General features: G+C 42.8%; 22 protein-coding genes and 1 riboswitch. Of the genes, 19 read left to right on the top strand and 3 right to left on the bottom strand.

From position 1 onward, the window contains the following. Nucleotides 1-29: 29 nt before the first annotated feature. The 3 genes from mmuP to F0342_RS18820 all read left to right on the top strand — a co-directional run bounded on the left by mmuP (nucleotide 30) and on the right by F0342_RS18820 (nucleotide 4,259). Nucleotides 30-1,442, top strand: a complete 1,413-nt coding sequence (gene mmuP, locus F0342_RS18810; protein WP_149157385.1) for an S-methylmethionine permease — start codon at nucleotides 30-32, stop codon at nucleotides 1,440-1,442. Beyond that, on the top strand, nucleotides 1,411-2,361 hold the full coding sequence (mmuM, locus tag F0342_RS18815) for a homocysteine S-methyltransferase (RefSeq protein WP_149157386.1): 951 nt from the start codon (nucleotides 1,411-1,413) through the stop codon (nucleotides 2,359-2,361). Before mmuP ends, mmuM begins: the two co-directional genes overlap by 32 nt. 404 nt (nucleotides 2,362-2,765) lie before the next feature. After that, the gene (locus F0342_RS18820; RefSeq protein ID WP_149157387.1) at nucleotides 2,766-4,259 is read left to right on the top strand and encodes an amidase family protein; all 1,494 of its coding nucleotides are present in this window, start codon (nucleotides 2,766-2,768) and stop codon (nucleotides 4,257-4,259) included. A gap of 65 nt (nucleotides 4,260-4,324) precedes the next feature. On the opposite strand, the gene F0342_RS18825 is transcribed toward F0342_RS18820, so the two are convergent. Then, the gene (locus tag F0342_RS18825; protein WP_262481809.1) at nucleotides 4,325-5,263 is read right to left on the bottom strand and encodes a Gfo/Idh/MocA family protein; all 939 of its coding nucleotides are present in this window, start codon (nucleotides 5,261-5,263) and stop codon (nucleotides 4,325-4,327) included. A gap of 153 nt (nucleotides 5,264-5,416) precedes the next feature. Continuing rightward, nucleotides 5,417-5,520: riboswitch (purine riboswitch) on the top strand. 170 nt (nucleotides 5,521-5,690) lie between these two features. Between F0342_RS18825 and F0342_RS18830 the strand changes: the two genes are divergently transcribed. From F0342_RS18830 to F0342_RS18855, 6 genes are all read left to right on the top strand, one after another. Further along, the gene (locus F0342_RS18830; protein WP_149157388.1) at nucleotides 5,691-6,560 is read left to right on the top strand and encodes a 5'-methylthioadenosine/S-adenosylhomocysteine nucleosidase; all 870 of its coding nucleotides are present in this window, start codon (nucleotides 5,691-5,693) and stop codon (nucleotides 6,558-6,560) included. A gap of 60 nt (nucleotides 6,561-6,620) precedes the next feature. Next, on the top strand, nucleotides 6,621-7,607 hold the full coding sequence (locus F0342_RS18835) for a TRM11 family SAM-dependent methyltransferase (protein WP_149157389.1): 987 nt from the start codon (nucleotides 6,621-6,623) through the stop codon (nucleotides 7,605-7,607). A gap of 195 nt (nucleotides 7,608-7,802) precedes the next feature. After that, nucleotides 7,803-8,636 (top strand): aldo/keto reductase, encoded by an 834-nt coding sequence (locus tag F0342_RS18840; protein ID WP_223145731.1) that lies wholly within the window; start codon nucleotides 7,803-7,805, stop codon nucleotides 8,634-8,636. Nucleotides 8,637-8,989: 353 nt separating this feature from the next. After that, nucleotides 8,990-10,021: a Delta(5) desaturase DesA gene (gene desA / locus F0342_RS18845; RefSeq protein WP_149157390.1), complete on the top strand. Its 1,032-nt coding sequence runs from the start codon at nucleotides 8,990-8,992 to the stop codon at nucleotides 10,019-10,021. 79 nt (nucleotides 10,022-10,100) lie between these two features. Further along, on the top strand, nucleotides 10,101-10,592 hold the full coding sequence (locus F0342_RS18850; RefSeq protein WP_149157391.1) for a response regulator: 492 nt from the start codon (nucleotides 10,101-10,103) through the stop codon (nucleotides 10,590-10,592). Between the two features lie 304 nt (nucleotides 10,593-10,896). Further along, nucleotides 10,897-11,268 carry a DUF2500 domain-containing protein gene (locus F0342_RS18855; protein WP_149157392.1) on the top strand — a complete coding sequence of 124 codons (372 nt, stop codon included), beginning with the start codon at nucleotides 10,897-10,899 and terminating at the stop codon, nucleotides 11,266-11,268. Nucleotides 11,269-11,314: 46 nt separating this feature from the next. Here the strand turns inward: F0342_RS18855 and rluF are convergent, their stop codons facing one another. After that, nucleotides 11,315-12,022 (bottom strand): 23S rRNA pseudouridine(2604) synthase RluF, encoded by a 708-nt coding sequence (rluF, locus tag F0342_RS18860; protein WP_149157393.1) that lies wholly within the window; start codon nucleotides 12,020-12,022, stop codon nucleotides 11,315-11,317. 198 nt (nucleotides 12,023-12,220) lie between these two features. On the opposite strand from rluF, the gene F0342_RS18865 reads away from it, so the two are divergent. The 3 genes from F0342_RS18865 to F0342_RS18875 all read left to right on the top strand — a co-directional run bounded on the left by F0342_RS18865 (nucleotide 12,221) and on the right by F0342_RS18875 (nucleotide 13,679). Next, nucleotides 12,221-12,994, top strand: coding sequence for a MerR family transcriptional regulator (locus F0342_RS18865; RefSeq protein ID WP_149157394.1), 774 nt, complete (start codon nucleotides 12,221-12,223; stop codon nucleotides 12,992-12,994). Between the two features lie 85 nt (nucleotides 12,995-13,079). Continuing rightward, the gene (locus tag F0342_RS18870; RefSeq protein ID WP_149157395.1) at nucleotides 13,080-13,229 is read left to right on the top strand and encodes a DUF3934 family protein; all 150 of its coding nucleotides are present in this window, start codon (nucleotides 13,080-13,082) and stop codon (nucleotides 13,227-13,229) included. Between the two features lie 249 nt (nucleotides 13,230-13,478). Further along, the gene (locus F0342_RS18875; RefSeq protein ID WP_060671790.1) at nucleotides 13,479-13,679 is read left to right on the top strand and encodes a cold-shock protein; all 201 of its coding nucleotides are present in this window, start codon (nucleotides 13,479-13,481) and stop codon (nucleotides 13,677-13,679) included. A gap of 96 nt (nucleotides 13,680-13,775) precedes the next feature. Here F0342_RS18875 and F0342_RS18880 read toward each other — a convergent pair whose 3' ends face one another. After that, complete coding sequence (locus tag F0342_RS18880) at nucleotides 13,776-13,988, bottom strand: hypothetical protein (RefSeq protein ID WP_223145732.1); 213 nt, start codon at nucleotides 13,986-13,988, stop codon at nucleotides 13,776-13,778. Between the two features lie 318 nt (nucleotides 13,989-14,306). Here F0342_RS18880 and F0342_RS18885 point away from each other — a divergent pair, with 318 nt between their 5' ends. The 7 genes from F0342_RS18885 (at nucleotide 14,307) to F0342_RS18915 (ending at nucleotide 23,710) form a co-directional block, all read left to right on the top strand. Beyond that, nucleotides 14,307-14,507, top strand: coding sequence for a cold-shock protein (locus F0342_RS18885; protein WP_064094055.1), 201 nt, complete (start codon nucleotides 14,307-14,309; stop codon nucleotides 14,505-14,507). Between the two features lie 563 nt (nucleotides 14,508-15,070). Continuing rightward, on the top strand, nucleotides 15,071-16,516 hold the full coding sequence (locus F0342_RS18890) for a DEAD/DEAH box helicase (protein ID WP_149157397.1): 1,446 nt from the start codon (nucleotides 15,071-15,073) through the stop codon (nucleotides 16,514-16,516). A gap of 128 nt (nucleotides 16,517-16,644) precedes the next feature. Beyond that, the gene (locus F0342_RS18895; RefSeq protein ID WP_149157398.1) at nucleotides 16,645-17,511 is read left to right on the top strand and encodes an AraC family transcriptional regulator; all 867 of its coding nucleotides are present in this window, start codon (nucleotides 16,645-16,647) and stop codon (nucleotides 17,509-17,511) included. Nucleotides 17,512-18,048: 537 nt separating this feature from the next. Next, nucleotides 18,049-19,065 carry a LacI family DNA-binding transcriptional regulator gene (locus F0342_RS18900; RefSeq protein WP_149157399.1) on the top strand — a complete coding sequence of 339 codons (1,017 nt, stop codon included), beginning with the start codon at nucleotides 18,049-18,051 and terminating at the stop codon, nucleotides 19,063-19,065. Nucleotides 19,066-19,243: 178 nt separating this feature from the next. Next, the gene (locus F0342_RS18905) at nucleotides 19,244-21,352 is read left to right on the top strand and encodes an amylo-alpha-1,6-glucosidase (RefSeq protein ID WP_149157400.1); all 2,109 of its coding nucleotides are present in this window, start codon (nucleotides 19,244-19,246) and stop codon (nucleotides 21,350-21,352) included. Between the two features lie 54 nt (nucleotides 21,353-21,406). Further along, the gene (locus F0342_RS18910; RefSeq protein WP_149157401.1) at nucleotides 21,407-22,657 is read left to right on the top strand and encodes an ABC transporter substrate-binding protein; all 1,251 of its coding nucleotides are present in this window, start codon (nucleotides 21,407-21,409) and stop codon (nucleotides 22,655-22,657) included. 153 nt (nucleotides 22,658-22,810) lie between these two features. Beyond that, a complete protein-coding gene (locus F0342_RS18915; RefSeq protein WP_148967972.1) occupies nucleotides 22,811-23,710 on the top strand; it encodes a carbohydrate ABC transporter permease in 900 nt (299 codons plus the stop codon). Nucleotides 23,711-23,723: the final 13 nt, after the last annotated feature.

The following is a 23,723-nucleotide window of genomic DNA, read 5'->3' on the forward strand; positions in this document are numbered from 1 at the left end:
CAATATATTTAGAAGGAAGGGTGTTTTTGATGGGAAACGCAGGACAGAGTTTTAAAAGAGCGATGAAGACACGTCATTTAGTGATGCTGTCTCTTGGAGGGGTGATCGGAACCGGGCTTTTCTTGAGTTCGGGGTATACGATTCATCAGGCAGGACCATTTGGGACGATCCTTGCTTATTTGGTTGGGGCGCTGGTGGTGTATCTTGTGATGCTTTGTTTAGGTGAGCTTTCTGTCTACATGCCAGAAACAGGATCCTTTCATAGTTATGCTGCAAAGTTCATTGGACCTGGGACCGGGTACACGGTGGGCTGGTTATATTGGCTGACATGGACAGTGGCATTGGGGTCGGAGTTTACGGCGGCTGGCTTGATGATGCAGCGTTGGTTTCCTTCGATTAGTGTATGGATCTGGAGCGCAGTCTTTGCTGCGTTGATTTTTGGGCTTAATGCGTTGTCAGTCCGGTTTTTTGCTGAATCTGAATTTTGGTTTTCTTTAGTAAAAGTGATTGCGATCGTTGCGTTTATTGTAATTGGGGTAGGCGCGATCGTCGGGTTCATCCCTCTCAGTCATTCAGAGCCCGCTCCGTTTTTCTCGAATATCACAAGTTCAGGGTTGTTTCCGAATGGAGCATTTGCCATTCTGATGACCATGCTTGCCGTCAATTTTGCTTTTTCAGGAACAGAATTGATAGGGGTCGCAGCGGGAGAAACAGAGGATCCATCAAAATCGATTCCTAAAGCCATCCGCACCACGCTTGTGAGATTGATCATCTTTTATGTAGGGACGATTGTAGTATTATCTGCTTTATTGCCGAGTCAGTCAGCCGGTGTATTAGAAAGTCCTTTCGTAGCGGTGCTCGGAGGGATTGGAATCCCGTATGCCGACGATTTCATGAATTTTGTGATTATAACGGCCATTTTATCAGCGGCAAACTCCGGTCTGTATGCTTCTTCCAGAATGCTATGGTCACTGGCTGATAAGCAAATGATCTCACCGGTTTTTGCCAAATTGACTGATCGGGGAGTCCCTCTCAATGCGATAGTTTGCAGCATGCTTGGAGGGGGGCTGGCCTTGCTTTCAAGCATCATTGCACCGGGGACGGTCTACATCGTATTGGTTTCTGTCTCAGGACTTGCTGTAGTGATCGTGTGGATGAGCATTAGTGCAGCCCAATTTCTATTTCGTAGACAGTACATAAGGGAAGGAAACGATGTGAAAGACCTTGCTTATCGAACGCCGCTATACCCACTCGTTCCCATTGCGTCATTCCTGCTTTGTCTCGCTTCCTGTATCGGCATTGCCTTTGATCCCACTCAGAGGATAGCCCTTTATTGCGGAATCCCGTTTATCGCCATTTGTTATGGAAGCTATTATCTCACACAATACGTTAAGAAAAGAGGAAAAGGTTATGTCGAATCAACTGAAGCTAAATCCCATTGATGCTATTTTACAAAAACATTCCCCACTTATTTTAGATGGAGCATTAGCCACAGAGCTGGAATCCCATGGCTGTGATTTAAATGATCCCCTTTGGTCTGCCCGTGTACTCCTTGAAAGTCCGGAATCGATTGAAAAGGTTCATGCCGATTATTTCCGTGCAGGAGCTGATTGTGCGATTACAGCCAGCTACCAGGCAACGGTGGATGGTTTTCGAAAGCGCGGAATAGAGAAACCCGAAGCGCTGGAATTAATCAAGAAAACGGTTACTCTTGCCAAACAGGCCAGGGATAACTTTTGGAAGGAAGAGATGGAAAATTCGAATCGGCCGAAACCAATCGTTGCAGGTTCTGTAGGACCTTACGGGGCATACCTTGCTGACGGCTCTGAATACGATGGTAACTATGGAGTATGTGATCAACATTTAGCAGATTTCCATTTTCCAAGAATCGAGGCATTAGTGGAGGCAGGCGCTGATTTGCTGGCGTTCGAAACCATCCCGTCCTTACAGGAAGCAAGGGTGCTAGCTTCTCTTTTGAAAGCATTTCCGGATACCTGTGCCTGGCTGTCTTTTTCATTAAAGGATGGTGATTCGATAAGTGATGGAACGTGGATTGAGGAGTGCGCGCGCGAGTTCAATGATGATGAACAAATCGCTGCGATTGGTGTGAATTGTACACCGATGCCTGCGGCGAATAAAGCGATAAGCGTACTAAGCAGAAACACTGACAAACCAATCATCCTGTACCCGAACTCAGGTGAGACTTACAATGCAGAGACTAAAACGTGGCATGGGGAGGAAGGGTGGTGCTCGTTTGATGAGCAATCAGAAATTTGGTACGAGACAGGTGCCCGTATCATTGGTGGTTGCTGCCGAACGAATCCGGGTCATATTGAGGCGTTGGCAAAGAGATGGAGATAGACAATAGCACTTACATAGAAAAGCCCAAGTGATTCAATCACTTGAGCTTTTCTATTATTATCTCTACTATCATTTAATAGAAAACGTCTCTTTTATCAGCAAGTCTTCAGGTGATTTCCCGATTTAATCTTGATGGAAGTAATCTCTGATGACTCCATTCTTTAAATAGTTGACGATTGAGACCATTGTCATACCTTGATCTAAAGCAAGGTTTTTGAGTCTTTTACACCAGTATCCATCGGCAGGTAAACTCTAATAAAGACGCCGCCCTCAATCATAGGTGCTACTGTATTGGGTGACTACCGTCTTTTTTTTGTCAACAGTGTTATTGATTTCTATTAAAAAAAGGATATTTTCCCATTATGTAGAAAGTCATAGATAGATAGTCAATAGGGGTGAGCAGGGTGCGAGGTTTTCATTATAAAAATTACGACGGTTTAGGGCTCGCAGAATTAGTGAAGAAAAAAGAAGTTCATCCTAAAGAATTGGTTGAAGAGGCCATTAAAATAACAGAAGCCCACAACCCGAAGTTGAACGCAGTGATTCATAAAATGTATGAACAGGCGAGGGAGGTTGCAGACAAAGAGCTTACTGGAGCATTCGCGGGTGTACCGATGCTATTGAAAAATATCACTCAGGAAATAGAAGGGGAGCCTATGACAGCAGGTTCAAGATCACTTCGAACCTACCGAGCGAAGAAAGATGCAGAGTACACCAGGAGATTGCGGGAAGCAGGTGTGGTTATTCTGGGGCAAACGAATGTGCCTGAATTTGCTTTAGTGGCTGTTACTGAACCTTCACATCACGGTGCGACAAGAAATCCGTGGAACTTGGATTATACGCCTGGAGGTTCAAGTGGCGGTTCAGCTGCTGCGGTAGCATCCGGCATTGTTCCGATCGCGGGTGCCAACGATGGTGGGGGATCTATCAGAATCCCGGCTGCTTATTGCGGGTTATTTGGTTTGAAGCCAACAAGGGGAAGAACACCTGTTGGTCCAACCTACGGAAGAACATGGCAAGGGGCCTCTGTTGAGCATGTTTTAACCCGATCGGTCAGGGATAGCGCTGCCATGCTGGATGAATTAAGAACTTATGAAAAGTCTGCGGCTTTCTATGCCCCACCATTTGAAGGGAGATACATGGAAGCATCGCAAACTCCATTAGGCAAGAAAGTAAGGATTGCCTATTCCATAGCTTCTCCCATAGGTACCGAAGTTCATCCCGAGTGCGAAAAGGCTGTTGTGAAAGCTGCTAAATTACTAGAGTCCATGGGTCATTTTGTGGAAGAAAGAGAGGTGCCGGTGGATGGACATAAAATCGCGAGAAGTTTTTTAACCATGTATTTTGGTGAAACCGCTGCTTTGTTAACTTCGTTAGAAGAAGTGCTGGGACGAAAAGCTACCTACGCTGATGTGGAACCCTCCACCTGGATCCTGGGGTTGATTGGAAAGGCCACTCCTGCTGAAGAATTTATCCTGAGTATTAGGGAGTGGGACAAAGCAACTTATCAAATGGAAACATTTCATGAAACGTATGATTTCTACCTTACTCCTACAGCAGCTTTTCCACCAGCCAAGATAGGAGAACTGGAACCGACCCAATCAGAGAAATTCTTGATCAGTTCAATAGGGAAATTGGGACTTAGGAGACTGTTGAAAAAGATAGGAATCGTTGATCAGATAGCACAGAAAAACCTGATGCGTACCCCTTTTACACAGTTGGCCAATTTAACAGGGCAGCCGGCCATGTCACTTCCGATACATCAAACTTCTGAAGGGCTGCCGGTCGGAGTCCAGGTGATGGCAGCAAAAGGCGGAGAGGATTTGCTGTTGCAATTGGCTGGAGAGATTGAGAAGTCTGAGCATTGGTTGCAAATAGAGAAAAACCCTTTGTTTTAGAAAAGGGGAAGGGGGGACAGGTGCATTCCATATCCCAACATCCCCTTTCCCCTCTGTCTGTTCTACTATTCAATCATCCCGACGATCCTCTCACAAATCTCATGGGTAACAAGTGAATCCTCAATCGATGGGTCAGGGGTTGTACCATTTTCCACACACTCTATGAAATGATCCACTAAATCATAAAACCCACGTTTATATAAGGTAGGCTCCCAATCTCCAAATGAAGAAAGGCGGACTTCTTTATTATGATAATGAGTCGTTTCAACGAGACTGTTGACGACATATTTATGATGGCCTGCGGAGTACTCGATGATTTCTTCCGTCACACCGCCGTCCCGGTTCATGATCCCGACTGAGGTGCACTCCTCGCCGATGAGCTGGACGACTAAGTGGTGGAGCATGTCATCTTTTTTTAGATACTGAACCTTTACATCCTGGACCTCAGTGTCCATTAAGAATCGCAGAGTATCTACAACATGGATGAAATCTTCTACGACGAACCTGGTGACGTAATCAGGTAAAGCGTATCTGTTTTTTTGCATAAGAAGGAAGCTCGGTTTGCCTTGTTCTTTAAGTTCTCTCACTTTTGGTATGAATCGTCTGTTAAAACCGACCATGGCAATTTTGTCCCTTTCTTTTGCGAGCTGAACGATTCTTTCGGTTTCGTGAAAATTCAAGGAAATCGGCTTGTCTATGTAAACGCTGATGCCATTCTCGAGTAGTTTTTCCGTTATTTCAAAGTGGGCTTCAGTAGCCGTACTTACAAATGCTGCGTCAATATTGTTAGCAATCAGTTCTTCAACACTCTGAACCTGTTCCTTGATCCGGTATTTAGTTGCAAGAGCATTAAGGGTTTCGGGATTCCTTGTGCAAAGCACGAGTTCGATTCCTTCTTTTTCAGAGAGAACTGGCAGGTAGGCTTTCTTGGCGATATCCCCCAGTCCAATAAGTCCGATTTTCATGTTTTTCACCCCATTGTTTTTTGTGTAACGTTCTTTCATTATATTATTCTCTATTTATATATCAAATCAAAGAGTGATCAAGATGCTGGTAATGTTGGGAGGGGTCGCATAAACACGAACATTAAAATAAAATATTTGAATAAAATTCGGATTTTGGTTGATTATCGAAAGGGAGTTTGTTATATTAATACTGTACTAATTACATATCGTACTCGTATATCCTCGGTAATATGGTCTGAGTGTTTCTACCTGGTTCCCATTATAAGAACTGGACTACGAGTTAAAGTATTCGGTTTTACGGCTTTTTTGCCGTTGCCATTTTGTGATGGACATTCTTTAATATCACGTATACTTTAACTTCGAAGGTCTGGAAAGTAGAAACCACTCTACATGTTCTAGATCTTTTTCTTTTGGGCAAAACAGCGAGATATCACCATCAAGAAAAAACGAAAAAGGAGAGATTGTGATGAAAAAGAAACTGGCTTTATTTGTATCATTATCAGTATTAGCACTATCCTTATTTACTGGATGCAGTTCCACTTCACAGACTGCAGCTAAGGAAGAAGAGGCAGAGAGACCCATTCTGATTCAAGGTCCAATGCCGATTGAAGCTGAAAAGTTTGCAGGAAAATTAGAGAATGTGAAAGAAGAAAAATCGGGATCATTTGTTTTTTACATAGGAACGCTTGATGATTATCCTGTCATCGTTGCCAAAACCGGTAAAGGTATGGAAAACACGGCAGCGGCTACTGCGGTAGCCATTGAGAAATACGATCCGATCGCCATCATCAACCAAGGAACATCAGGTGGTCATGACCCTGAATTGCATGTATTTGATATCGTATTAGGAGAAAGAACCGTTAACCTGGGTTCATTGAAAACAGCTGATAAAGCTGATAAAGAAGGAATTGATCCAACTGTCTGGAAGCCGATGGACTTAATGGCTTCTGAAGGCAGTGCAGGGGAAGATCCAAATGCTGAGAAAATCCGATACTACGATGGTGACGAGGACTTACTTGAAGCTGCCAAAGCAGTAAAGGATACATACACCGATGGAAAGATCGTCGAAGGTACCATCGGTTCTGCCGACGTGTGGAATAATGAAGTGGACCGCATTCAATGGTTCCATGAGAAATACGGTACTTCTGTAGAGGAAATGGAAGGGGCTGCAGCAGCACAGATTGCAGGTGCTTATGATGTAGCATTCCTGGGAATCCGTGTACTGTCCAATAACAAGACAAATGGTGGAGCATACAACCCTGAAACCGCATCTGCGAACCAGGAGTATGTCTATGAAGTGGTGAAGGAATATATATCCATGATGGAAACTAAATAAGGTTGCTGGCCTGACCCCGGGTGCATGAATGCGTTAGCATGCCGGGGCAGGTCCTTTTTTATGTTACAATGGTCTAATGCAACACAACATTTTTATCATCACACGGAGTTGATCGTAATAGAAACGAAAAAATATATCTATCATTATTCTTGGGAACCGAACGAAGAATCCCTATGTGCCTTGGAAAGAAGAGTGTTATTTGGAAAGAGCTCTGAATCTAGCATTCTGGAAAGTTCAGTGAAAATAGATCCCAGCAGAAGTCCTTTTATTCGGGAGAGAATCGAGATTATCTGCGAGGGCGATGAGTTTCAAGAATTACTTGAAAAAATAGAAGAATTAGAAGCACTTGATGGGTTCAAAGTAGTTTTTGTTCAAAATCTTGATGCGGATAGAGTAGGCTTCAAAAAGCTTCGCAAGATCGAAAAAGAAGTAGGATTGCATCTAAAGGGTGAAGCTGAGTTAATCGATCCAGACATTTGGTTCGGGGTGATGAAGACCAAAGATCGCTGGGTGTTTGGCAAGTATGTGCGAAATGAAGCGGTTTGGCTGCACCATGTGAAAAAGCCACACAGCTATTCGACGGCACTCAGTACTCGTGTGGCAAGAGCCGTCGTGAATATCGCAGCACCGAATCCTGAAGGGATCAAAATGATCGATCCGTGTTGCGGGATAGGGACGGTCCTTGTCGAGGCACTATCCATGGGAATCGATATCGTCGGCAGTGACCGCAATCCATTGATCCTCGATGGAGTGAAAGAGAATATCGCTCATTTTGGATACAAAGGGGATGTCTCTTTAAAGGATATTAACGACGTAACGGATCACTATGATGTAGCTGTAATCGACCTTCCCTACAATCTATGTTCGGTTATAACAGATGAAGAGCAGCTTGAAATGCTCCGCAGTGCAAGACGATTTGCAGAGAAGGTCGTGATTGTTACCTTGGAAGATGTGGACGCGAATATAGAAAAAGCTTGCTTCGAGATTGTGGATCGTTGTGAAGTGAGTAAAGGAAGATTTGTCCGGCAGATCCTGGTCTGCAAATGATAAAGAATTGAGAGTGTGGAGGATCGTTTCCATGCTCTTTTTTTTTATGGGAACCCAGCTAGTTCCTTTTCAGGTACTTTGAAGTGCCTATCCCACAAAAAAGTACCTACTTTTCAAGCTCTCTTCCATCGTTCATACTATATCCATGTTCTCCTCATGGGGACAATTCATTTTATGAAAAAGGAGAGTATAGGTATGAACGTCAAATCTATCACTTTAAATAATAATATAAAAATGCCGGAACTGGGTTATGGGGTTTTCCGTGTGGATGACGGCCCTAAGCTTGCACGAGCAGTACAGTCAGCGATCAAAATGGGGTATCGCAGTATCGATACAGCAGCGATTTATGGGAATGAAGAGAGTGTCGGGAAGGGCATCAATGAAGCGATTGAAGCTGGACTTGTGACACGGGAGGAACTGTTTGTCACTTCAAAAGTTTGGAATGACGGCCTTTCCTACGATGAAACAATCGCGGCTTACGAAGAAAGCTTAGGGAAAATGGGACTCGACTATCTGGATCTTTATCTGATTCATTGGCCTGGGAAAGATAAGTACATGGAGTCCTGGAAAGCTCTCGAATCCCTTTATAAGGATGGCAGGATCAAAGCAATCGGTGTGAGCAACTTCCAAGTTCATCACTTGGAACATTTACTCGAGGGTGCTGAAATCACTCCGGTTATTAACCAGATTGAATTCCATCCCAAGCTGATTCAAACGGAAGTGAGAGATTTCTGCCGGAAGCATAATATTCAAGTTGAAGCCTGGTCTCCACTTATGAATGCAGAGCTATTAAGCAATGAAACCATTAAAGGGATTGCTCAGTCCCATGGTAAATCACCAGCTCAAGTGATACTGCGCTGGGATCTCCAACATGGAGTCATCACAATTCCAAAGTCTATGACGGAGTCCAGAATTCAAGAAAACATTTCGATATATGACTTTGAATTAACTTCTGAACAAATGGAGCAATTAGATGCATTAAATGAAGACTTCCGCAGTGGCCCAGACCCTGATGAATTTGATTTTTAATGAGTGAATAGTACAGAAGAGGATGACCTAAAGAAAACTTTGGGCCATCCTCTTTATTTTATCTGTAGGTTATACAAGAGACTTTTTGTTGTATTGAAGAACTTTTTTATTAAACCTCGCTAAAAAATCCCTCAAACCAGAATATTTTTCTAATCTCAAAAAATAATAAAACCAATTGGAATCGTGAAAAACTATTGTGAATCCAGTAATATCAAGGGTTTGAGCAATTGAAAGATCATGACAAATTCTCCCTTATGACATTTGTCATACCCAGCATATGACACCTACTACTAACACGATGATATCGCTTATCTTATAATGAATCCAACGCCTTAAATGAAGGGAATTATGACATGACAAATATAAAAACGTTGAAAAAAGAAGTTGCTCCTTATGAAAAGTCAACAACAAAGGAAAGTGTATGGCAGATCATCAACACGTTGGGGCCATTCTTTCTATTATGGTTTCTTGCGTATCAAAGCCTTTCAGTATCGTACTGGCTGGCACTCATTCCAATCGTGATCGCTGCAGGGTTCCTTACACGAATCTTCATTATCTTTCATGATTGTACCCATTTCTCTTTCTTTAAAAGCCGTCGTGTAAACCGAATCGTCGGAACAGTTATGGGTGTGTTGACGCTATTCCCGTTCGACCAGTGGGGACATGATCATGCAGTCCATCACGCGACAAGCGGGAACTTGGATAAGCGTGGAACAGGTGACATTTGGACGCTGACGATTGATGAATATTTAGCAGCACCTCTTAAGATTCGTTTGGCGTATCGCTTTTACCGCAATCCGTTCGTTATGTTTGTATTAGGACCGATTTATGTATTCCTTCTTAAAAATAGATTTAACCGTAAAAATGCACGTAAGAAAGAACGTAATAACACGTATTTAGTGAACGTGATCATCGTGGCCCTTATCGCACTTCTATGTGTAACACTGGGCTGGCAGGAATTCCTCCTTGTACAGGGATCCATCTTCATGGTTTCAGGATCGATCGGTATTTGGTTGTTCTACGTTCAGCATACGTTTGAAGACTCGTATTTCGAAGAAGACAAAGAATGGCAATATGTGTTGGCAGCTGTTGAAGGAAGCTCCTTCTACAAGCTTCCAAAAATCATGCAGTTCCTTACAGGTAACATCGGTTATCACCATATTCACCATCTAAGTCCGAGAGTACCGAACTACAAACTCGAAGAAGCACATAAAAACTCAGAACCATTACAAAAAGTACCAACCATCTCACTTTTAACAAGCTTAAAATCATTACGTTTCAAGCTTTGGGATGAAGAAAACAAAACGTTTATAAGTTTCAGAGGTATTAAGTCTCTGGATAAGTCAAAATCAAGAATTTCAACTGAAGCCAAACCTGAATTATAATCCTGACCGACTCTCCTTATGAACGTTTCATATAAGGGGAGTCTTTACATGATAAGGCCTTTAAAAGGAGTGAACCTACATGATTCGAATCGTCATTGCAGAGGATCAGGAATTATTACGTGGAACCCTGACCTCCATCCTCAACCTGGAAGAAGACATGGAAGTAGTCGGCCAGGTAAAGGATGGGCAAGAAGCACTCGCCCTTGTCCACCAATTGAAACCAGACCTCTTTATCATGGATATTGAAATGCTTGAGAGGGACGGACCTCTAGAAGCTGTGAAGACAATGGGATGTCATCTACTCGTTTTGACGACATTTCCGAAAAAGGGATATTTAGAGCGGGCTCAACAATTCGATGCAGGTGGGTACTTATTAAAGGACAGTCCAAGTGAAGAACTGACTTCCTCGATTCGCAGTATAGTGGAGGGGAAGCGGGTTTATTCTCCGAAGTTAACCGAAGAGGATGAGGAGTCTCAGGAGCCTGGTTCATACCACATTCCCCACCCACCAGGCCCGGTGAAGAACTATTTTACAATGATTATGGATAAGATGAAGTCACCAACAGGGTGAGTTTGAGGGGTCTGTCCCCCATGCGGTTTACGCATGGGGGGCAGACCCCTTTTTCAATAATGCCGGGTACATGTTGTGACCTTTACGTGATGGGTTTCATTTTAGGGGTATGGAGATAGGGGTGGGGCCGGATCCCATCCAGTTAATACACGAAGTTCAAATGGACAGCAGCATGCCCCTCTTAGCAAAGAGGGTCATGCTATTTTCTGTGTGCGGAAATCCACGAATAAGAAGAAGATTGAATAACATATATAAGAAAGAGTAGATGTTAAAATAGTGAAAAAATCCAAAAGGAGGGATTTGTATGTCACAAGGCGGCGATATGATATTTCAAATTGTCCCGGTTTTTATAGGGATCATTTTTGTCATCGTGATTTCGTTCATTCTGTTCTCTGTTATTAAAGGAGTGGGGGAATGGAGTAAGAATAACCAGTCACCTACTTTAATCGTCCGAGCAAAAGTCCTTGCAAAAAGGACGGCAGTAAGAGGTGGGGGAGAAACAAGAGCCTATAGCCAATACTTTGTCACCTTCGAAGTGGAAAGTGGGGACAGGATGGAGTTAAAAGTAAAAGATAATGAGTTTGGGATGCTTGTGGAAGGAGATCAGGGGGAATTGACCTTCCAGGACTCCCGTTATCTTGGATTCGTCCGTCACTTTCAGGAAATTCACATGTAAAAAAGGACCCTCCATACGCATTGGTATAGAGGGTCCATCCGGATGATTACCATTCCTTCGGTTCATAATCCAAATCCTGAAACAATCGCGTCTTCTCTTTCTTAGAAAGGTCACGCCATTGTCCTACAGGAAGGTTCCCAAGTTGAATATTCATGATGCGCGTGCGCTGCAGTCGGTAGACCTCATATCCAAGGGCCTCACACATGCGACGGATCTGTCGATTCAATCCTTGAGTCAACGTGATTTGAAACACGTATTTTGACACCTGCTCCACTTTACAAGGCAGAGTTTTCGTTCCAAGAATCTTAACACCCTCTGACATCTGCTTTAAGAAATCCTCTGAAACCGGGCGGTCAACAGTGACAATATATTCTTTTTCATGCTGATTTTCCGCACGGAGAATTTCGTTGACGATATCTCCATCGTTCGTCAGAAGAATCAAGCCATCTGAATCTTTGTCCAGTCGTCCAATATTGAAAATTCGTAACGGATGATTGACAAGATTTACAATATTCCCCTTGACGCCCTTTTCAGTTGTACTCGTAATCCCAACAGGTTTATTTAGTGCAATATATACATTATTTCTTGCTACTCTGACAGGAGCTCCGCTAACCTTCACATCATCCCCGGGATTCACTTGATCGCCAATCTTCGCGATCTTCCCGTTGATGGTCACTCTTCCTTCAGTAATCAATTTATCTGCACCGCGCCTGGATGCCTTTCCAGCCTCGCTTATATACTTATTGATACGCATGCTCAACACAACCTTAAACTGATAATTAATAATCTAAGAATATCGGACTGGCACTTTATTTTCAAGGGATTCCCCTAAATAGATCCCGTCCAGGTGGGCTATCCTATGAAAGATAAAAAACGCGAACTTTTTTTAAATACCCCCTTTACATTTACGCAGCGTCAACCTGTAAAGTAAGAATTGTCAGGAGGTGACATCATGGAATATACCGTCAAGAAACTTGGAGAGATTGCTGGGGTGAGCACGAGGACCCTGCGCTATTATGATGAAATTGAGCTTCTGAAGCCGGCCAGGACCAGTTCGTCAGGATACCGGATATACGGGCAGAAGGAAGTCGACCGCTTGCAGCAAATCCTCTTTTACAAAGAACTGGGTGTAGGACTGGACGAAATCAAGGATATTCTTGATGATCCTGCCTTTGACGCAACCCATGCCTTACGGGAACACCGGGAAACCTTAATGGACAGACGAGCACAGCTTGATCAATTGATTGCAAATGTAGATAAAACATTACGTGTAAAGGAAGGGAGAATCACCATGTCGGATAAAGAAAAGTTCGAAGGGTTCAAGGAGAAAATGGTGGAAGATAATGAGAAAAAGTACGGGAAAGAAGTGCGGGGAAAATACGGTGATAAGGCAGTGGACGAATCCAACGCCAGAGTCATGAACATGTCTCAGGAAGACCATGAAAAGGTCACAGCAATGGAACAGGAAATTAAACAAACCTTAGGGAAAGCATTTCAAACTGGGGATCCTGCAGGCGATGCTGCCCAGAAAGCGGCTGACCTCCATAAGCAATGGATCTCGTTCTACTGGGGGCATTACAGTAAAGAAGCCCATGCAGGACTTGCTCAGATGTACGTGGATGATGAACGGTTCAAGGCTTATTATGACGCTGAACAAGAGGGAGTGGCTGAGTTCTTGCGGGATGCGATTCACATCTATACAGGAGAGAAAAAAGAAGTGGAATAAACAAGAAGTACTCTCCTCCGCAAATAAGTGTTATGATATGGAGACGAGCGTGAAAGAACGAACCTTATCATAACGGAGTGAAAAAATGAGTAAACCAAAGAAAAAGAGCGGAACGGGCCAAGGCACTGGAAAGAAAGGCTGGAATCGCTGGCAGGCCGGAGCGAATAAGAAGAAGAGCAACAAGCCTTATACAAGTAAAGGCGTGAAGCATGGGAATAAGCAGGAAGATAAGTAGTAATATGTAAGTCCATTTCCTATCGGGGAAGTGGACTTTTTATATAGGAAGTTAAAGGAGTTCAGGAGTGAGTATTAAACAAACTTATAAAAACATTTGCTATTTTTACGATTTCCTGTTATTCTAAGAAAGAATTATTTTTGTTCGGTCTGTAAGGAATGAAAGTATTTAAACTTTTCGCCTTTGATATCTAATTGAGCAATAATAGTAATAAATCGTGGATTCGATTCCACCCAGGAGGAAACACACATGCAAGAAGGTACAGTAAAATGGTTTAACGCAGAAAAAGGTTTCGGTTTCATCGAAATCGAAGGTGGAGAAGATGTATTCGTACATTTCTCAGCTATCCAAGGCGAAGGATTTAAATCTTTAGACGAAGGTCAAAAAGTTACATTTGACACTGAGCAAGGTCAACGTGGACTTCAAGCGACTAACGTAAACAAAGCGTAATAGCTTTATGATGAAGGACTCTCCCGTAGAGTCCTTTTTTATTTGTCAAAAAAAAAGGAGGTGCCTGTCGTACAAGTAGCAGGCAACCCTTCGCAATTATGTTAACGCATACTTGATGATTCCTTGAATGTAAACAGATGTTTCATTCTGAGCACATTCCCTGATTTTGATTTTTCCTTCTTTTTCTAACTCATTGGCCAGATTTTCAATGGTTTGCGCTTCTTCATTTGACGTCATAGGAATTTCAATTGAAAAGAAGTTTCCGCGGCTGGCTTGATTTAAACTTTTTAATAATCCAATTTTATTCATTGGGTCATCCCCTTTATCTCTTACTTTCGACACAAGGATGGTTTTCTCCTCTACTGATGGAGAGTTTAAGGGTAAATATTCAAAGGTTATTTTAAAATGAGCCGCCTGAGTTAATAGAAGAAAAAGTGGGAAGATCACTGTTTTGTGAAGAATATAGGAATAGATTTGCTTTTTCTCAGATTATCTGTTATTCTAAGTAAGAATTATTTTTGTTCGGTCTGTAAGGAAAGAAAGTATTTAAACTTTTCGCCTTTGATATCTAATTGAGCAACGATAGTAATAAATCGTGGATTCAAGTCCACACAGGAGGAAACAATTATGCAACAAGGTACAGTAAAATGGTTTAACGCAGAAAAAGGTTTCGGTTTCATCGAAATCGAAGGTGGAGAAGATGTATTCGTACATTTCTCAGCTATCCAAGGCGAAGGATTTAAATCTTTAGACGAAGGTCAAAAAGTTACATTTGACACTGAGCAAGGTCAACGTGGACTTCAAGCGACTAACGTAAACAAAGCGTAATAGCTTTTGATGAAGGGACTCTCTCGGAGGGTCCTTTTTTTATTATTTGGGAATGGATTTAAGTGGGGGTTATTTGGAATAGTGCTGAGCAAGCCGCCTCCGCTATTGGTGTCGTTCAGCTCCGGCAGCTAGAGGCTCGAGGTCATAAGTTAAATTGGCCAAGAAGGCAAAGTGCGACTTCCCGGCCAATTTAGCTTATGCTTGTCGGGCCTGAACGAGCCACCTCTGCTTTTGGTATCATCCAGCTCCGGCGGCTAGAGGCTCGAGGTCATAAGTCAAACATGCCAAAAAGGCAAAGAGCGCCTTTCCGGCATGTTCGCCTTATGCTTGTCGCCTCTGGTCGAGCCGCCTCCGCTTTAGAATATAAAAAGGGACCGACAGCGTTCGTCGGTCCCGGAGACAACATGTTACAAGTTAAAAATGGTTAGGTAAAGCATAACACACTATTGGTGGAATACCTAAAGATATTTGAAAAGAATTTGCAGGGGGTATTTTTCCATTGAATAGAATCGACACTTTCCTATGAGAATAAGACTAAATGAAGGAATAAATGAGGTATTGAAATGAGTATAAAACAATTTAAGGATTATAAGCTTAGTGATGATATTGTAAGGGCTCTATCCGATTTAGGCTATCAGGCTCCAACCGAGGTTCAGTCCAAGGTGCTTCCATTGGCTCTAGAGAAGAAGGATCTTGTTGTGCGTTCCCAAACAGGAAGCGGTAAGACAGCCTCTTTCGGGATTCCGATTTGTGAGTTGGTAGAATGGGAAGAAAATAAACCTCAGGCACTTGTGCTGACACCAACCCGTGAACTGGCGGTTCAAGTGAAAGAAGACATTACGAACATCGGACGCTATAAACGAATCAAAGCGGCTGCAGTGTACGGGAAATCTCCTTTTCACCGACAAAAGCTTGAGCTTAAGCAGAAAAATCATGTCGTAGTCGGCACCCCCGGTCGTGTCCTCGATCATATTGAAAAAGGAACACTCCCACTGGAAAAGCTTGTGTACCTTGTGATCGACGAAGCCGATGAGATGCTGAACATGGGGTTTATCGAACAGGTGGAAGCGATTATTCAGGAGTTGCCAACAGACCGCGTAACGTTGACTTTCTCTGCTACGTTACCGGAGGATGTTGAAGCACTCTGCCATAAATATATGAAGAAACCTGTTCATATTGAAATTAAGGCAACTGGCATTACAACAGATAAGATTGATCATTCCATGATCGAAGTGAAAGAGGAGGACAAGCTGACTCTTCTGAAAAACGTGACAACTGTTGAGAATCCCGATAGCTGCATCATTTTTTGCCGAACAAAAGAAAATGTGGATACATTATGTGATGAGTTGGACCGATCAGGGTATCCCGTTGATAAAATTCATGGCGGTATGATTCAGGAAGCGCGCTTTGAAGTGATGGACGATTTTAAAAGAGGGGAATTCAGGTATCTTATCGCAACCGATGTGGCGGCGCGTGGAATTGATATCGAAAATATTACCCACGTCATCAATTATGATATTCCCATGGAGAAAGAAAGTTATGTTCACCGGACAGGAAGAACGGGCCGCGCAGGTTCTGCAGGAAAGGCGATCACCTTCTGCACACCGTATGAAGATAAATTCCTTGCCGAGATTGAAGACTATATCGGATTTACGATTCCAAAGCTGCAGCCGCCGTCACAAGACACAGTGGCAAAATCAAAGGCGGATTTTGAAAGGAAATTAGACACGGAACCAGATTTTAAAGCAGACAAGAGTGAGCAATTGAACAGAGACATCATGAAGCTCTACTTCAATGGTGGAAAGAAAAAGAAAATCAGAGCAGTCGATTTCGTCGGAACAATTTCGAAAATCGAAGGAGTGAGCGCTGATGACATCGGCATCATCACCATTCAGGAAAACCTTTCCTATGTGGAGATTTTGAATGGTAAAGGGCCACTGGTATTGCAAGCGATGAAGAAAACCACAGTTAAGGGTAAGATGCTGAAGGTTCATGAAGCGAGAAAATAAATACGTTGGTGTGCCTTCTCTAAAGAGGAGGCCATTTTTATAAAGATCAAATCCTGCAAAATGGTGCACGATAAGTCGGGTTGCTTTATTTCTATCTTGCTATTCTATTGATGAAGGGGGCAGTGGAAATGGATTCATTGAAGAATATGAATGACGCTTTAAGGTACATCGAAGAGAACTTAACTGAAGAAATCAATTTTGCAAATGTGGCCCAGATTGCCTTTTGCTCGGAGTATCACTTTAAACGGATGTTTTCGTTCCTTGCAGGGATTCCCTTATCGGAATACATCAGGCGCCGCCGTTTGACCCTGGCAGCCCTTGAACTGCAAAACAGCGACGTAAAGGTAATCGATATTGCCATGAAATATGGCTATTCTTCACCCGATTCCTTTAAGAGAGTGTTCCAAAAAATGCATGGGATCGCTCCGTCACAAGCGAGGGGCCATTCACTCAAAGCATTTCCACCTCTTGCCTTCCAGTTATCCATCAAAGGAGGTAATGAAATGAATTATCGAATCGTAGAGAAAGAACCGTTTTCTATTGTAGGTATCATGAAACGAGTACCAATCATCTTTAATGGGGTGAATCCTGAAATTGCAGCCATGTGGCAGAGCTTGGACGAGGAAATGATCAAGAGATTTAAAAGCATGTCAAATGTAGAACCACAAGGATTGGTTAGTGCATCCGTCAATTTTTCCGAAGGCAGAATGGAGGAAAAGGGGGAGCTCGATCATTATATAGGGGCTGCAACTACAGAGAAATGTCCAGATGGTTTATCGAAACTTGATGTTCCCGATCTGACATGGGCTGTATTCGAAGCGGTCGGACCATTTCCGGACACTTTGCAACATGTTTGGGGGCGGATCTATGCTGAATGGTTCCCGTCTTCAAGCTATGAACAAGCAGAGGGGCCAGAGATGTTGTGGAATGAGAGTAAGGACGTTGGATCGGATAAGTTTAGGAGTGAAATATGGATACCGGTTAGGAAGAAGTGAGGGATAAAGCAGCGAATTCATTTGGATTCGCTGTTTTTTTAGGATGTAGGATTCATATAGGGGGATTTTGAGAAAATGGTTGAGTAGATAGTATAAAAGGGTAGGATTCTTAAAGGAATGAGTGGTTTATCAGCGAAATATTGATTTTATCAGCGATATTTTCAATATATCAGCGAAATTCGGATTATATCAGCGAAATCTTAAATTTATCAGCGAACCCAGACATTCAAAGATAGGCATAACCAGAGTTCTGTTTTCAGTAACCACGTTCTGATTTGATCTGAGGTCAATTTATCGGAGAAATTTTCAATATAACGGCGAAATATTCAATATAAAGCGAAATCCAAAATTTAACGGCGAATGAAGCATTAAATAGGAGCGAGTACCAAGGACCAACCAGCTATAAGTGAAGTGGGACAAGGTGCCTGTCCCCATGTCCCACCAAAACAACGTTATTGAAAAATAATGTTGTAATCGTTTTCAAGATGTTGTATTATTCAGTTAAAGGAAATCCGAAACGTTTTGGGAGATGTGCAAGTGACTACAATAAAAGATATAGCAAGGGTAGCTGGGGTATCCGTTACGACGGTGTCAAGAGCGTTAAATGGATATTCTGATGTCAACGAAGACACGAGAAGGAAGATTGCAGAAGTTGCCAAGGAGTTAAATTATAGTCCGAATTCGATTGCCCGAAGTCTCGTCATGAAGAAGTCGAAAACGATTGGATTACTCGTTTCCGGATTTACAAAGGAAAGTGTGAAGGATAATTTCATCGTAGAAGTGCTGGCAGGGATTAATGAGTTTGTTTCAGGTGCTGACTACGATCTTGTTTTATTTAACACCAATTCTTCAAAGCAGCGTGAAAAGACGTATACTCAACTTTGCAGAGAAAGAAGAGTGGACGGGGTCATTATCCAGGGGATTCGAACCGATGATCCTTATTTACAGGAAGTCGTCGAAAGTGATATTCCTTGTGTTTTAATTGATATTCCCCTTGAGTCCGGGAATGTGAGTCATGTGACGACGGATAATGTATTAGGAGCTGAAAAAGCCGTTCTACATTTACTCGACAATGGACACAAGAACATTGGGATGATTAATGGACATGAGTTTGCGTTTGTTAGTCAGCAGAGATTGGAAGGGTATAAAAACGCTTTGCAAGGAGCACAGGTCGACCTCAATACCAACTACATCGTAAATGGAGAGTTCACAGAAGAAAGTGGGAAGAAAGCGGCTAACTCATTATTAACCTCATATCCTGAAATCACAGCAATATTTTGCGCAAGCGATTTAATGGCCATCGGAGCGATGAGTGCAGCGCAAGAGTTGAAGTTACAGGTGCCAGAAAAACTTTCGATTGTCGGGTATGATGATATACTGCTTGCTTCCTATGTTAGTCCCAAGCTGACAACCATCCAACAAAATAAGTTTCAGCTGGGGTATGAAGGGGCAAGATTATTGCTGGAATTGTTATCAAATCAGTCCAAGACCCATCGAATGGTGTTGGAGACAAAGTTAATCAAAAGAGAAAGTACAAATCATAGAAATGAATAAACGTTGGTGAAAATCTTCATAAATGAAGAGGAATAATAGCCAACTTTTATTTAAGGGGTTATCCGAAACGTTTTGGAATCGGGTGTTTTTTTAAAAAAGTTTTCCAAAACGTTTCGGAAGACTTTGGAATGATTTATAAACAAAAATAAGAAGCGTTTTGAAAGTAGGAGGAACCAATATGAACTACAGAGTGATTAAAGAAAACAACTTATTTCTTCTTACAGATGAGCAAGGAGATATCATTTCAGATCATAGTTATGGACTTGGTTTATACAAGAATGACACGCGATACCTTAGCAAGTTGAATGTGAAAATCAATAATGAAAAACCGATTCTATTACATTCGGATGGATCCGAAAACTATATGTCTACGATTCTTTCGACAAATCCCCATCAAGAAGAGGATGGCAATCTTATTCTGTGGAGAGAATCCGTTGAGATTGAACGTAAGCGCTTTATTTATGATGATGTGTTATATGAAACGATTAAAACAAAAAACTATTACCCAAAGCCGGTCTCGTTTGGGTTGAATATAGAAGTCGATGTGGACTTCAACGATATGTTTATCGTACGCGGGTTCCAAACTGGAAACGTAGGAAAGAGAACAGGACAGAAAGTTGAAGATCAATCCCTCACCTTTCGATATGAAGGAGCAGACGATATCAGTCGTTCGACAAAGATTCAGTGGGATGCCAAAGCGAAAAACGTTAAGGAAAATGGGGAAATTACCTTCCAGGTTGAGCTTCAGCACGAGGAAGAACAGTCCATTACATTTATGATCGTGCCACTGGAAAATATAGAAACCAGAGATGACATTTTACCTGTCGAAGAAGCTCTTCAAAAATTAAAAGTTTCTTATGAAGAATGGTCCGCTCAGTTAACGAAAGTAGAAACGGATTATCAGCCACTTCAACGCCTGGTGGACAGAGGATTATCAGATCTTAGAGTGTTATTGACTGACACTGGATACGGAAAGTTTCCTGTAGCTGGCCTTCCTTGGTTCGGGGTTCCATTCGGAAGAGACAGTCTGATCGCGGCCCTGCAAATGATTGCTTTTCAACCCCACGTTGCAAAAGGTACCCTGTTCACCATGGCCAGTGAGCAAGGGACGAAGGTGGATCCTTGGAGAGACGAACAGCCGGGCAAGATCATGCATGAAATTCGATACGGAGAGCTTGCGAATACGAATCAGATTCCGTTCACGCCTTATTACGGAACGATTGATGCAACCCCGTTATTCCTTGTACTTTTAACAGAGTATGTGAAATGGACGGGTGACTTCGATACATTCCGAAAGCTTTCAGATAACGTAAGGGGAGCGCTTGAGTGGATTGACCAATATGGAGATCGTGATGGTGATCTATTTGTTGAGTACCATCAGGAATCATCCAAGGGAATCGCCAACCAAGGCTGGAAGGATTCCGGGGACTCCATCGTTCATCGAAATGGGGATTACGCTGATACACCGATTGCCTTAGTAGAGGTCCAAGGCTATGTGTACCAGGCGAAACATGGACTGGCTGTTGTTTATGAAGCACTTGGGAATAATGAAATGGCTTCTAGATTAAAAGCAGAAGCGAAAAATCTACAAGAACGATTTGAACAGGATTTTTGGATGGACGACCAGGGATTTTACGCCATCGCCCTGGATCAAAACAAAGAAAAGGTTGGTACGATCACATCTAATCCAGGACATGTTTTATACTCAGAAATGATGTCAGGGAATCGTGCTGAAAAAGTAAGTCAAACGTTAACGAATGACAAAATGTTTTCAGGATATGGGATTCGTACGATGGGGAAAGGCGAAGCTGGTTATAACCCGATGAGCTACCACGATGGGAGCATCTGGCCCCATGATAACAGCATGACACTACTGGGATTAAGTAAATTAGGATTTACTGAAGAATCGAAGAAGGTGATGGGTGGACTGATTGATGCATCCCGCCACTTCGAGTACGACCGCTTGCCTGAATTGTTCTGCGGGTATGATTCTGTAATTGGGAAGGCTGTAAAGTATCCGGTCGCTTGTTCTCCACAGGCATGGGCAGCGGGGACACCACTCGTATTTATTCAATCACTATTAGGATTGTTTCCAAACAGCCTAACAAAAGAAATACATCTCAATCCAATCTTACTTGATGAAATGAACATATTGACCGTTCACGATATTACGATTGGTGATGGAGTGCTGTCTCTATCCTTAACGCGAAAAGGAGACAAGGTAGAAACCACCATTTTAGAAAACTCAACAGGCTACGACATTGTGAAAGAAAAGCAGACGGTGTAATCACATCCAGGAATAACAATCCTATTTTAAAAAATCAAAAAAGGGGTTATGAAAATGGCGAAGAAGAAATGGATCGCGAGTCTAGGTATTACGACGATGTTAGTGGGGACGGTTCTGGCAGGGTGCAGTGGATCAGACGAGAAGACGAGTTCAAATGGAGCAGATGGTGAGAAAGTCGAGATCACTCTTGCCGGCTGGGGAGGAAATCCTTCTGAACAGAAGCTTTTGACTCAAACGATCGCTGATTTTGAAGAAAAACATCCGAATATTGACGTAAAGCACGAAGTCATTTCTGAGCAGTATATGGACGTATTGAAAACACGTTTGATTGGTGGAGAAGGTCCTGACGTTTTCTATTTGGATGCACTGGAAGCTCCGGCCCTGATTGAAACGGGGGTTGTGGAGCCATTGGATGATTACGTAACGGAAGATTTCGATGTGAAAGATTTCGAGAAACCGATGCTTGAAGCGTTCCAAGTTGATGGGAAGACATATGGTTTTCCGAAAGACTATTCGACTCTAGCCTTATTCTATAATAAGAAGATGTTTGAAGAAGCAGGAGTGGAAGTTCCGAAAACATGGGATGAACTCCGTGAAGTATCAAAAGCTCTGACGAAAGATGACGTTTATGGATTTGGTGTAGCTCCGGAACTCGCCCGCCTTTATCACATTGCTCAGGCAACAGGTGGGGAAGTCGTGAAGGATGATCAAGCGAACTTTGCTTCAGATAAAGTGGTCAATGCTCTTCAGCCGATCATCGACCAGCATAACGAAGACAAAACCTCTGCACAGGCTTCAGAAGTTGGAGCGAACTGGGGAGGAGAAATGTTTGGTCAAGGGAAAGCAGCCATGGTCATCGAAGGAAACTGGGCGATTCCATTCTTAGCGGATACGTTCCCGGATGTTGAATACGGAACGGCTGAATTACCGACTATCAATGGAGAAAAGGGGACAATGGCCTACACGGTTGGTTATGTAATGAATTCGGCATCGGAAAAGAAGGAAGCTTCATGGGAGCTGATTTCATATCTGACGGGTAAAGAAGGAATGGAAACATGGACGTCTAAAGGATTTGCCCTTCCGACACGTAAGTCAGTAGCTGAAAAATTAGGGTATGACAAAGATGAATTACGCGGAGCACTGGTAGCCGGAGCACCATATGCAACGGTCTGGGCGGAAGGAAAGAACCTGCCGATCATCATGAATAACTTTAACAACCAATTTATTGCTGCCTTCCTGGGTGACCGACCATTGGATGAAGCACTGAAAGAAGCAGAAGAACAAGCGAATAGCGAAATTCAATAATCTCTTTAAAGGTACCTGACACTCATGATTGTGTCAGGTACAGCTTTACCATTGACTGTATTCTTTCTTTTGAGGTCTGGGATGCGGACCTGAGCGGAAAGAATACAGGTAATAGCTCTGAAGATTTTAGACAGATAGAAGGTAGGGATGAGAATGAACAAACAATCTTCTAAGAAGAGATTACAGGATGCAGGACAAGGATACTTATTTATGTCTCCCACGCTATTTGTATTAGCGGTGTTTATTATTGGACCGATTCTTTATGCCATCTTTTTATCCTTTCATAAGGTTCAACTCCTTGGAGACATGAGTTTTGAATTTGTTGCTTTTGAAAACTTTGCGAGGATCATGGAAGACAACCGGGCCATTATCGCATTGAAAAACACGGCAAAGTACGTACTGATTGTGGTACCTACACAGACCTTTCTGGCATTGGTTCTGGCTGCAACGTTAAACGCAGGATTAAAGGGGGAGAAGCTTTTCAGGATTGTCTATTTCCTACCGACCTTAACATCTTCAGCCGTATTAACGTTGATCTTTATGTGGATGTATAACAAAGAAGGGCTGATCAACAACCTATTAGAAAAAGTGGGCTTGCCGACTTATAACTTCTTAGGTGATCCTGACATTGCCCTGAATGCGATTATGTTGATGAACATTTGGGCAACGGCACCGTTTTTCATGGTCATCTATCTTGCAGCCCTTCAAGATATTCCGGACTCGTTATACGAAGCGGCTGAACTGGACGGAGCGAACGCGATCCAGAAGTTCTTCTATGTGACCGTTCCGTTTTTGCGACCGGTTACGTCCTTTGTCGTGATCATGGGGGTTATCGGAACGTTCCAGCTATTTGATCAATCATATATTTTCTCAGGTGGATCCGGTGGGCCGAATAACTCGACGTTAACAGTTGTCCTCCTAATCTATCAATATGCCTTTAAATCATTGGGGACCATGGGATATGCAGCCGCACTTGCCTTCGCGCTTGCTATAATCATCCTGGTGGCGACTTTGATTCAACGTAAATTCTCTAAAGAAGAATCACTCTATTAAGGAGGATGGAAGC

Source organism: Bacillus sp. CH30_1T (assembly GCF_008364765.1).
Lineage (GTDB): Bacteria > Bacillota > Bacilli > Bacillales > Bacillaceae_B > Rossellomorea.